This window comes from Pseudomonas sp. PSPC2-3 (genome assembly GCF_049898265.1).
Lineage (GTDB): Bacteria > Pseudomonadota > Gammaproteobacteria > Pseudomonadales > Pseudomonadaceae > Aquipseudomonas > Aquipseudomonas veronii.
In genome coordinates, this window is the sequence record NZ_JAFCXJ010000005.1 from 328,606 (window position 1) to 339,993 (window position 11,388).

General features: G+C 61.6%; 10 protein-coding genes. 8 read left to right on the top strand and 2 right to left on the bottom strand.

Annotation, left to right across the window (positions count from 1 at the left end; genetic code table 11):
• The first annotated feature begins 88 nt into the window (after positions 1-88).
• On the top strand, positions 89-1,300 hold the full coding sequence (locus tag ACP7E3_RS14015; protein ID WP_108524167.1) for a multidrug effflux MFS transporter: 1,212 nt from the start codon (positions 89-91) through the stop codon (positions 1,298-1,300).
• Between the two features lie 43 nt (positions 1,301-1,343).
• On the opposite strand, the gene ACP7E3_RS14020 is transcribed toward ACP7E3_RS14015, so the two are convergent.
• The gene (locus tag ACP7E3_RS14020) at positions 1,344-2,258 is read right to left on the bottom strand and encodes a site-specific integrase (protein ID WP_426123426.1); all 915 of its coding nucleotides are present in this window, start codon (positions 2,256-2,258) and stop codon (positions 1,344-1,346) included.
• A gap of 108 nt (positions 2,259-2,366) precedes the next feature.
• Positions 2,367-3,179 carry a M949_RS01915 family surface polysaccharide biosynthesis protein gene (locus tag ACP7E3_RS14025; protein ID WP_046383491.1) on the bottom strand — a complete coding sequence of 271 codons (813 nt, stop codon included), beginning with the start codon at positions 3,177-3,179 and terminating at the stop codon, positions 2,367-2,369.
• Positions 3,180-3,691: 512 nt separating this feature from the next.
• On the opposite strand from ACP7E3_RS14025, the gene arnC reads away from it, so the two are divergent.
• From arnC to ACP7E3_RS14060, 7 genes are read left to right on the top strand one after another with little or no spacing between them, the layout of a single operon-like run.
• Positions 3,692-4,729, top strand: coding sequence for an undecaprenyl-phosphate 4-deoxy-4-formamido-L-arabinose transferase (arnC, locus tag ACP7E3_RS14030; RefSeq protein WP_032804319.1), 1,038 nt, complete (start codon positions 3,692-3,694; stop codon positions 4,727-4,729).
• Positions 4,726-6,717 carry a bifunctional UDP-4-amino-4-deoxy-L-arabinose formyltransferase/UDP-glucuronic acid oxidase ArnA gene (gene arnA / locus ACP7E3_RS14035; protein WP_426123428.1) on the top strand — a complete coding sequence of 664 codons (1,992 nt, stop codon included), beginning with the start codon at positions 4,726-4,728 and terminating at the stop codon, positions 6,715-6,717. Before arnC ends, arnA begins: the two co-directional genes overlap by 4 nt.
• Entirely contained in the window at positions 6,717-7,601 is an 885-nt protein-coding gene (gene arnD, locus ACP7E3_RS14040) for a 4-deoxy-4-formamido-L-arabinose-phosphoundecaprenol deformylase (RefSeq protein WP_046489491.1), read from the top strand. The genes arnA and arnD overlap by 1 nt, the downstream gene beginning before the upstream one ends.
• Positions 7,598-9,253, top strand: coding sequence for a lipid IV(A) 4-amino-4-deoxy-L-arabinosyltransferase (arnT, locus tag ACP7E3_RS14045; RefSeq protein ID WP_057004141.1), 1,656 nt, complete (start codon positions 7,598-7,600; stop codon positions 9,251-9,253). The genes arnD and arnT overlap by 4 nt, the downstream gene beginning before the upstream one ends.
• Positions 9,250-9,597 (top strand): 4-amino-4-deoxy-L-arabinose-phosphoundecaprenol flippase subunit ArnE, encoded by a 348-nt coding sequence (gene arnE, locus ACP7E3_RS14050; protein WP_017846250.1) that lies wholly within the window; start codon positions 9,250-9,252, stop codon positions 9,595-9,597. The genes arnT and arnE overlap by 4 nt, the downstream gene beginning before the upstream one ends.
• A complete protein-coding gene (arnF, locus tag ACP7E3_RS14055) occupies positions 9,594-10,007 on the top strand; it encodes a 4-amino-4-deoxy-L-arabinose-phosphoundecaprenol flippase subunit ArnF (RefSeq protein ID WP_046489489.1) in 414 nt (137 codons plus the stop codon). The genes arnE and arnF overlap by 4 nt, the downstream gene beginning before the upstream one ends.
• Complete coding sequence (locus tag ACP7E3_RS14060; RefSeq protein WP_079443866.1) at positions 10,004-11,383, top strand: UDP-glucose dehydrogenase family protein; 1,380 nt, start codon at positions 10,004-10,006, stop codon at positions 11,381-11,383. The genes arnF and ACP7E3_RS14060 overlap by 4 nt, the downstream gene beginning before the upstream one ends.
• Positions 11,384-11,388 lie beyond the last annotated feature (5 nt).

The following is an 11,388-nucleotide window of genomic DNA, read 5'->3' on the forward strand; positions in this document are numbered from 1 at the left end:
GCGCAGATAAACTCAAAGCCCTCCCCGCCTTGTTTGCGCGGGGGCGGTTCTTTAAGCTGACCGACCTTTGCTTCACCCGGAACTGCCCATGCCTAAACGTATCGCCCGCCTTGCTTTGCTGCTAGGTCTGATCACGGCCGTCGGCCCCTTTGCCATCGATATCTACCTGCCAGCGCTGCCGACCCTGGGCGCCAGCCTGCAGGCCTCGCCGGCAGCGGTGCAGATGAGCCTCACGGTGTTCTTCATGATCATCGGCGTCTGCCAGCTGTTTTATGGCCCGATCAGTGATGTGTTCGGGCGCAAGCCGCCGATCTATGCCGGGTTGGTGATCTTCGCCGTGGGCAGTATCGGCTGCGCCCTGGCGCCGAGCATCGAAGTGCTGATTGGTTTTCGCGCCGTGCAGGCGTTCGGCGCATGCGCGGGGATGGTGATTCCGCGGGCGATTGTGCGTGACCTGTATACCGGCCATGAAGCGGCACGCCTGATGGCTTTGCTGATGTTGGTGATGAGTGTGTCGCCGATCCTCGCGCCATTGGCCGGTAGCCTGGTGATTGCGCTCTGGAGTTGGCGCGAGGTGTTTGCCGTGCTGGCGGTGGTGGCCGTGTTGTGCCTGGGCATGACCATCGTGCAATTGCCTGAAACCCACCCCGCCGAGCGCCGACTGGGCAAGACCCTGGGGCATGCATTCAGCAGTTATGGGGCGTTGTTGCGCGACCCGGTGTTCATCGGTTTATCGGTGGTGTGCGGGTTCGGCCTGGCAACGTTCTTTGTGTTTATCGGCAGCGCGCCGTTCGTATACATCGAGTACTTCGGGTTGACCCCGACCCAATTCAGCCTGTGCTTTGCGCTGAACGCGGCGTCATTTTTTGCCATGAGTCAACTCACCGCCCGCCTGAGCGCGCGCTTCGGGCTGGCGCCGCTGATTCGCTGGTCGGTGGTGGGCGTGGCGGCGGTCATGGTGGTGTTGGCCGCCACCACGCTGTGGGGCAATCACCTGGGCTTGATGATGACACTGCTGTTTATCGGTTTCGGGTTTCTCGGCTTGCTGTTACCGGCGGCCGGTGTGTTGTCCCTGGAGGATCATGGTGCGGTGGCGGGTTCCGCGTCGGCACTGCTCGGCGCGATCCAGATGATCACGGCCGCGGTCTCCATGACCCTGGTGGGAATCTTCGCCGATCACACCCCGGCGCCGATGTTGATTGGCATCGCCCTGTGTGCGGTCGCGGCGATGCTCACCACGTTGTGGACCTTGCGCCGTTTACCGGCGCACTTGCTGCCCGGCGCTCCGCCTTCCTCCTGAGCCATGCCCGAGGATGGAACACGGCGACCGCGCTCGCCGACGGCTACAGGTCAAACCGATCCACCGCGCGCCGGCGCTCATTGTCATCGCGCATGTCATAGCTGGCGGTGGTCTGGATATTGGTGTGGTGCGCAAGTTTTTGTGCAATCGACAGGTCATGTTCCTCGATCACCCGCGTGATGAAAGACCGCCGAAAATCATGGGGCATGATCGTCACCCCGACTTGCTGACCGCGCTGGCGGGCGATGTAGTAAATCGCATGCTTGGTGATGCGTTCGCGGGTGATGTGGCTACCCCGGCGGATGCGGTTGAACAGGAACGCATCGTCTGACTCGCCTTCCTTGAGCTGTTCGCGCCGGAATTCGAGCCAGGCCTGTAATTTGGCGAAGGCCCAGCCCGGCGCGTACTTGATCAGTTCCTTGTTGCCCTTGCCGATCACGCGCAGGCTGCGCTCGCCAAAGTTGATCTGCGCCAGGTCGAGGTTGACCGACTCCGACTTGCGCATGCCTGAGCCATACAAGATGCCGATCACTGCAGCATCGCGCAGGCCCTGGGGGCGCGGATCGGCAGCGCATACGTCCATCATTTCGCGGATCAACGTGCGACGCAGATTGCGCCCCTGGCTCAGGCGTGTACCGGGCGCAGCCTTGACCGTGCGGATTTTCAGCAGGTGTTCCTGGCTGATCAGGCTCATGCGCCAGGCTTCGTTCATGACCCCGCGCACAGCGTTGACATACAGCGATGAGGTATTGGGCGCGTAGCCGTCCTCGCGCAAGGCCGCAACCAGCGCGATCACCTGTTCGGGTTGCAGCAGGTGCCAGTCGATCTCCTCAAGGTTGATGTCCTCGAAGCCCAGGCGGTCGGCGGCATCCTGCAGCACGTAACGCATGGTCAGTTGGCTGGAGGGCGCCAGGCGGGTGAGGTAGAGGGTCAGAGGGTTGCGGATAGACTCAGTCAAGGTAGATCAGCCTTTGGATTAAATACCTCGAGTAACCAATTGTTTATTCGAGGTATTTATTGAATTGGCGACGGCCGAGTCTAACGCACGATCGGCCCTGGCGCCAAATCACGGGGCGGTCTCTTCGTCCTCGGTCGGCTCCTGGGACGGGGTCTGCGCCTGGCCCCATTCAGCATCCTGTTTCTGCATCAGCGCGAACCAGTGCTGACGCATGAACGTCAGGTAGGCCTCCGGCGCCTTGGCAAAGTCTTTCTCGTCGCTGTAGCAACCCGGCAAAGGCAACTCGGTGCCCTGCTCCTTGTACTGGCTGACCAACGCTTGTTGCCCGGCGACGCTGCAATCCCTGGGCAGCGGCATGCCACGCAGTGCCCCGGCCTCTTCGTCCCACCAGGCGGCGCCGACCCGGTCGACCCCGCGCAGGCGGTACTTCTGCGCCTTGCCGACATGCATGATCAGTTTGAATTCATTAGGGCTGACATCACTGGTGCAGGTGCGCGTGTAACCCACCGTAGCCTGGGTGGTGCCGTCGCCGGCAAGGTCGGTGACTTTGGTCGCCGCCATGTCGAAGCGCAGCGCGGCATCGAATTCACAGTGCTGCACGTCGTCGTAGAGCATCCACATGCGCTTGGGGCGGTCACCGTCGATCAGATACTGGGCCGCGTAGACAAACGCCGACTGGGTGCCGTCATCCTCGCGTTCGCTGATTTGCTCGGCCAACACCAGCAGGTTCTTGCCCTGGCGGTCGTCCCAGGTGTAGGCGGCAACTTGCTTGCCGCGCACTTCAACCCCTTCCGGCAGTTGGGCCACCGTGGTCAGCGCCACTGCGTCATCGGCGCATGCGGTGGTGACGCAGGCTGCGCTCATCAACAATCCCATCAACACCGGCCGCCATTGGCCGCCTAAACGCTGCACGCTATTCATCCGAGTACCCTGGCAAGAGATGGCTTACTTTACCGGCACTTGAGGCGCAATGCAGAGAAGATTCTTCAATAAACACACGTAGCAGACACTGCCGCCACGCACCACGCAGATCCGCGCCTACTCAGTGGAGCCCGGCGTCATGCAAAACGTTCCTATTACGCTAAATAAACAACACCCTCAGAGCCTTAGTTGTGTAGCTGAACCCTAGCTGTCTACCTGTCAAATAAACGAGTTTTTCATACGGCTTTCATATTCGTTGAACATTTTTACGCTTAATCTTGGCCATAGGACTTGAGAACGAGCCGCACTGTGCCGACTAACTTGTTGATTCCCCTTTACCTTTGTGGTTTTTGGTCTTTACTCTCTGCTACACATGGAAGACCTCAATACCCCACCAGGATGGTCGGATGAACTCCCCAATTCCACACTAGGTTTAACCAGACACCCGCCTTTTCGGCCAGTGGCTGTTGTCTTCACGCTCCAAGTTGCTCAAACCCCGAGGTTATGAATCTTTGAAACCCTACCCTATTCATTGTGTGTCGATCGTTATCCCGGTCTACAACGAACAAGAAAGCCTGCCTGAATTGCTGCGTCGCACGACGGCAGCTTGCAAGCAACTGGCCTACGAATACGAAATCATCCTGGTGGATGACGGTAGCCGCGACAAATCCGCACAATTACTTGAAGACGCTGCCGCCGAAGACGGCAGCAATGTGGTCGCGGTGATCCTCAATCGCAACTATGGTCAGCATGCGGCAATCATGGCCGGCTTCGAGCAGTGCCGGGGCGATGTGGTGATTACCCTCGACGCCGACCTGCAGAACCCGCCGGAAGAAATCCCGCGCCTGGTGGAACAAGCCGCGCTGGGCTACGACGTGGTTGCCACCGTGCGCAACAACCGCCAGGACTCGGCCTTCCGCCGCTGGCCGTCGCGCCTGATCAACCTGGCCGTGCAGCGTTCGACCGGCGTTGCCATGAGTGACTACGGCTGCATGCTGCGCGCGTACCGCCGCACCATCGTCGACGCCATGCTCGCCTGCCGCGAACGCAGCACGTTTATTCCGATCCTGGCCAACGGTTTTGCCCGTCACACGACTGAAATCCTCGTACACCATGCTGAGCGCGAACACGGCGAATCCAAATACAGCGCCATGCGCCTGATCAGCCTGATGTTCGACCTGCTGACCTGCATGACCACCACCCCGCTTCGCCTGCTGTCCATCGTCGGCTTCAGCCTGGCGGGCCTGGGCGTGCTGTTCGCCGTTGCGCTGATCGTCCTGCGCCTGGCCTTCGGCGCCCAATGGGCCGGCGGCGGTACGTTCGTGCTGTTCGCGGTGCTGTTCGTGTTCACCGGCGGCCAGTTCATCGGCATGGGCCTCTTGGGTGAATACCTGGGCCGCATGTACAGCGATGTGCGCGCCCGCCCTCGGTTCTTTATTGAAAAAGTGCTGCGCAACCAACCGGCAGCACCGGCACCCGTGGTCGTCGTTGACGGCATGGTGTCCTCCCATACCACCACTACTTCCCCTTCCGATCAGGTTTCGTCATGAATTCAAAAGCTGTTGTCTTCGCTTACCACGATATTGGCTGTGCTGGCATTGAAGCCCTGCTGACTGCCGGTTACGACATTGCTGCCGTGTTCACCCATGCCGATGACCCCAAGGAAAACAATTTCTACGGTTCCGTCGCGCAACTGTGCGCCCGCAAAGACATCCCGGTGCATGCACCGGAAGACGCCAACCACCCGCTGTGGATCGAGCGCATCGCCAAGCTCAACCCGGATTTCATCTTCTCCTTCTACTACCGCAACCTGCTGAGCGAACCCCTGCTGGCCACCGCCCGCAAAGGCGCGTTCAACCTGCACGGCTCGCTGCTGCCGAAATACCGTGGCCGCGCGCCCGCCAACTGGGTGCTGGTCAAGGGCGAAACCGAAACCGGCGTGACCCTGCACCGCATGGTCAAGCGTGCCGATGCCGGCGCGATCCTGGCCCAGCAGAAAGTCGCGATCGAGCGTTCCGACACCGGCCTGACCCTGCACGCCAAACTGCGTGACGCCGCCAGCAGCCTGCTGCGCGACGCCTTGCCGCAACTGGCCGCGGGCAAACTGGCGGAAACCGCCCAGGACGAAAGCAAGGCCACTTATTTCGGCCGCCGCACTCCAGCGGATGGCAAGTTGGAATGGCAAAAACCGGCTGAAGAACTGTTCAACCTGGTACGCGCCGTGACGCAACCGTACCCGGGCGCTTTCTGCGCCGTGGGCGAGCACAAGCTGATCGTGTGGCAAGCCGAAGTGGTCCAGGGCAACGAAGGCCTGGCGCCTGGCCGCGTGATCAGCGTCAACCCGCTGCGCATCGCGTGCGGTGAAGACTCGCTGGTGATCAAGTTCGGTCAGCGCAACGACAACGGTCTGTACCTGACCGGCCCGTCCCTGGCCAACGAATTGGGCCTGGTAGACGGTTCCGTCCTGCGCGGCGCCGAGTCCGGCCGCAAGCCACGTCGCACCCGTGTGCTGATCCTGGGCGTGAACGGCTTTATCGGTAACCACCTGTCCGAACGCCTGCTGCGTGACGACCGTTACGAAGTCTACGGCCTGGACATCGGCTCCGACGCCATCGAGCGCCTGCGCAGCCACCCGAACTTCCATTACGTGGAAGGCGATATCAGCATCCACACCGAGTGGATCGAGTACCACATCAAGAAGTGCGACGTGGTCCTGCCGCTGGTGGCCATCGCCACCCCGATCGAATATACCCGCAACCCGCTGCGCGTGTTCGAGCTGGACTTCGAAGAGAACCTCAAGCTGGTGCGCTACTGCGTCAAGTACAACAAGCGCGTGATCTTCCCGTCGACTTCTGAAGTCTATGGCATGTGCCAGGACCAGTACTTCGACGAAGACACCTCCAACCTGGTGGTCGGCCCGGTCAACAAGCAACGCTGGATCTACTCGGTCTCCAAGCAACTGCTGGACCGCGTGATCTGGGCCTACGGCGCCAAGGGCCTGAAGTTCACCCTGTTCCGTCCATTCAACTGGATGGGCCCGCGTCTGGACCGCCTGGACTCGGCACGTATCGGCAGCTCCCGTGCGATCACCCAGTTGATCCTGAACCTGGTGGAAGGTACGCCGATCCGCCTGTTCGACGGTGGCGAGCAGAAACGCTGCTTCACCGACATCGCCGACGGCATCGAAGCCCTGGCGCGCATCATCGATAACGACAACGATGCGTGCAACGGCCAGATCATCAACATTGGCAACCCGGAAAACGAAGCAAGCATCCGCCAGTTGGGCGAAGAACTGCTGCGTCAGTTCGAAGCTCACCCGCTGCGCAGCAACTTCCCGCCGTTCGCCGGTTTCCGCGACGTGGAAAGCAAGGCGTTCTACGGCACCGGTTACCAGGACGTGGCCCACCGCAAACCAAGCATCGAAAACGCCAAGCGCCTGCTGAACTGGGAGCCGACCGTGGAGATGAGCGAAACCATCGGCAACACCCTGGATTTCTTCCTGCGTGAAGCCATGCTCGAAATCTCGGACAAGCGCTGATGCAGGCAGGTCTTCGCATTGATGTCGACACCTACCGCGGCACCCGCGAAGGCGTGCCACGGTTGCTCGAGTCCCTGGATGAAGCCGGGGTAAAAGCAACGTTCTTCTTCAGTGTCGGGCCGGACAATATGGGGCGCCACTTGTGGCGCCTGATCCGCCCGCAATTTCTGTGGAAGATGCTGCGTTCCAACGCCGCCGGCCTGTATGGCTGGGATATCTTGCTCGCCGGCACCGCCTGGCCGGGCAAGCCGATCGGCCGCGACCTGGGGCACTTGATGCGCCAGGCCAAGGCCGCCGGGCATGAAGTCGGCCTGCACGCCTGGGATCACCATGGCTGGCAGGCCAACGCCGGACGTTGGAGCGACGCACAGTTGATCGAGCAGGTCCGACGCGGTGTGGACACCTTGAGCGACATCCTCGGTGAACGTATCGACTGTTCAGCGGCCGCCGGTTGGCGCGCCGATGAACGCGTGGTGCAAGCCAAGCAAGCCTTCAACTTTCGCTACAACAGCGATTGTCGGGGCACCAGCCTGTTTCGTCCGACCCTGGCCGATGGCAGCGCGGGCACCCCACAGATTCCGGTAGACCTGCCGACCTTCGACGAAGTCGTCGGGCCGGTGGTGGCTGCCAAGGATTTCAACGGGTTCATTCTCGACCGCTTCGCAGAGTCGAAGCTGAACGTCTACACGATCCACGCAGAAGTAGAAGGGATTCTGATGGCCAACGATTTTCGCCAGTTGCTCGCCCAGGCAGGGCAGCGCGGCATCCATTTCAAACCGCTGGGCGACCTGCTCCCGGCGGACGTCTCCACCCTGCCCCAGCAACAACTGGTGCGCGGCGCCCTGAGCGGCCGTGAGGGTTGGCTCGGAGTGCAGCAGGCATGATCCGCCGTTGGGCGCTGCCCCTGCTGCTGTTGGCATTCGGCGCATTTTATCTGTTACCCCTGGCCACCCATGGCCTGTGGATTCCGGATGAAACCCGCTATGCACAGATCAGCCAGGAAATGCTGCTGACCGGCAAATGGGCGTCGCCGCACTTTATGGGCATTCGCTATTTCGAAAAACCGGCTGCCGGTTACTGGATGATCGCGCTGGGCCAGGCGATCTTCGGGCAAAACCTGTTCGGCGTGCGCTTTGCGTCGGCCTTGAGCACCGGGCTCAGCATTCTGCTGGTGTACCTGGTGTCGCGCCGGTTGTGGAATGACCCGCACAAGAGCCTGGTCAGCACAGTGCTGTACATGAGCTTTGTCAGCGTCGTGGCGCTGGGCGGTTATGCCAACCTGGACCCGCAGTTCACCTTCTGGGTCAACCTGACCGGCGTGGCGCTGTGGTTTTGCTTCGACAGCACCACCCGCAACGGTCGCGTCGGGTCCTGGGCGCTGCTTGGGGTTGCCTGTGGCATGGGTTTCATGACCAAAGGCTTCCTCGCCTGGCTGCTGCCGGTGCTGATCGCCCTGCCCTACGCGATCTGGCAGAAGCGCTTGCGCGAGCTGCTCGGTTACGGCCTGGTCGCCGTCGCCGTGGCGATTGTCATCAGCCTGCCCTGGGCGCTTGCGGTGCAGAGTCAGGAGCCGGATTTCTGGAACTTCTTCTTTTGGCATGAGCATATCCAACGCTTTGCCGGCGCAGACGCGCAGCACGCCGAGCCATTCTGGTACTACCTGCCGCTGCTGGTCGCATTCAGCCTGCCGTGGGTGGCGCTGTTGCCGTCCACCGTCAAGCAGGCCTGGCAGCAGAAGCGCGCGCCCGGCACCGCATTCCTGCTGTTGTGGCTGCTGATGCCGCTGGCACTGTTCAGCCTGGCCAAAGGCAAGCTGCCGTCCTACATCATGCCGTGCCTGCTGCCGCTGGCGTTGCTCATGGGTAACGCGCTCACCGACAAACTGGCCCAGGCGCGTGACCGTGCCTTGCGCATCAACGGCTGGCTGAACCTGATCCTCGGTGTCGTGGCCTTGCTCGCACTGACGTGGTTCCAACTGAAAAAACCGCTGTACGAACACGGCCAGGAAACCCTCAGCCTGGTGCTGGTATTCACCGGCCTGTTCGGCTGGATCATCGCCAACCTGTTGCAGGTTGCACGCCCACTGAAACTGTGGGCTGCGCCGGCGCTGGGCAGCTGGCTGCTGTTGGCATTGGCCCCGGCCGCGCTGCCCCATTCGGTGGTGTACAACAAGACGCCGGATCAATTCATCATCGACCACCTGCAGGAACTGCAACCGACATCCGCCCTGCTCAGCAATGACCTCGGCGCGGCATCGGCCTTGGCCTGGCGCCTGCAACGCACCGACATCACCCTCTATAACACCATCGGCGAAGTGAAATACGGCCTCGCCTACCCGGACGCCGCCCAGCGCAAGGTCGACATGACCCAGGTCCAGCAATGGATGAACGAGGCCCGCCGGCAAGGCTCTGTGGGCGTGGTGATGCGCGTCAAGGGTGACGAGGAGATCGCCGAAGTGAACCTGCTGCCCCCGGATGGCAAGCGCTATGAGCAAGGCAATATCGTGATCCTGATTTTCCCGCGGGTTGCGCCATGATCACCCTGTTCCTGTTACTGGCCGCCTGCCTGCTCACTTGCATGGGCCAGGTCGCTCAGAAGTTCGCCGTGGAAAGCTGGCGCGACCAACCTGACGGTTGGGCCCTGAAACTGCGCTCAGCCTGGTTGTGGGCCGCGCTGTTGTGCCTGGGTTTTGGCCTGTTGGTCTGGTTGCTGGTGCTGCAGCGCCTCGAAGTCGGGATTGCCTACCCGATGCTCAGCCTCAATTTCGTCTTGGTCACGTTAATGGCGCGCTTCGTATTCAAGGAGCACATCGACACTCGGCATTGGCTGGGCGTGGCGCTGGTGATTGCCGGCGTCGTGCTGCTGGGGCGCCAGGTATGAGCCGGGCTCGCGGGTTTGCCTTCGCCCTGGGCAGTGTCGGCCTGGTCAGCGCCGCCCAGTTGGGGATGCGCTGGAGCATGACGCGCCTGCCCCTGCCGGACGAATGGCTCGGCGCATTCAGCAGCAACGCCATCGACCTGGGCGCCCTCGGCGTGGTGAGCCTGGCAATCCTCGCTTATGCGCTGTCGATGCTGTGCTGGCTCTGTGCGCTCAAGGATTTGCCCCTGGGCCGCGCCTATTCGCTGCTCAGCATCAGCTACGCGCTGGTCTACCTGTTGGCCGCCAGCCTGCCGGTGTTCAACGAACATTTTTCGCTTTCAAAAACCCTGGGGGTGGCCTTGGTCATCCTCGGTGTACTGGTTATTAACTCTCGTCGTGCTAGCACAGCAAGCCCCAGGAATGCCCCATGAAAATCAGTGTATTTGGTAGTGGTTACGTCGGTCTGGTACAGGCCACTGTATTGGCCGAAGTCGGTCACGATGTCATCTGCATGGACGTTGATCAACACAAGGTCAGGCAATTGCAGCAGGGCCATGTGAGCATTTTCGAGCCAGGGTTGGCGGCGATGGTCAAGGAGAACCTTGAAAGCGGACGACTGAGCTTCACCTTCGATGAAAAGCTCGCCGTCGAACATGGCGAAGTGCTGTTTATCGCGGTAGGTACGCCGTCGGATGAAGACGGTTCGGCGGACTTGAAATACGTGCTGTCGGTCGGCGATGCGGTTGCCCGCCATCGCATCGAGCCGGTGATCCTGGTGGAAAAATCCACTGTACCCGTCGGCACCGGCGACACCTTGCGCGCCCATATCGAAAAGGCCCTGCACGGGACCGGCCGGCACCTGGAGTTCGATATCGTCTCCAACCCGGAATTCCTCAAGGAAGGCTCGGCGGTTGCCGACTGCCGCCGCCCGGACCGCATCATCATCGGCTGCGAGCGTGAAGAAGTGCGCGAAGTCATGCGCGACCTGTACGCGCCCTTCAACCGCAACCACGATCGCATCATCTTCATGGACCTGCGCAGCGCCGAACTGACCAAGTACGCCGCCAACTGCATGCTGGCCACCAAGATCAGCTTCATCAACCAGATCGCCGAACTGGCCGAACACCTGGGGGCGGACATCGAAGCGATACGCCTGGGCATCGGCGCCGACTCGCGCATCGGCTATCACTTCATCTACCCAGGCTGCGGCTACGGCGGCTCGTGCTTCCCCAAGGACATGCGCGCGCTGATCCACAGCGCCAAGCAGGCCCATTGCTCGAGCGACCTGCTCGAAGCCGTCGAAGCGATCAACCAGCGCCAGAAGAGCAAGCTGTTTGAGCGCATCAACGCCTTCTTCAAGGGCGACCTGCGCGGCAAGACCTTCGCCCTGTGGGGCCTGGCCTTCAAGCCCAACACCGACGACATGCGCGATGCCCCGAGCCGCGTGTTGATGGAAGCGCTGTGGGCAGCCGGCGCCAATGTGCGCGCGTTTGACCCGGAAGCCATGCAGGAAACCCTGCGGATCTACGGCGACGACCCACGGCTGATGCTGATGGGCACTCCGGAATCCACCCTGAGCGGCGCCGATGCGCTGATCATCTGCACGGAATGGCAGCAGTTCAAGGCACCGGACTTCGACCTGATCCACCAACGCCTGAACACTCCGGTGATCTTCGATGGGCGCAACCTGTACGACGGCGAGCGCCTGGCGCGCAAAGGCTTCCAGTACTTCCCGATGGGCCGTGGCGACTCCTGCCAGTTGCCGATTCCCCAGCAACAGTGGGTGCCGCAAGCAGGGGAAGCCTGACAAGT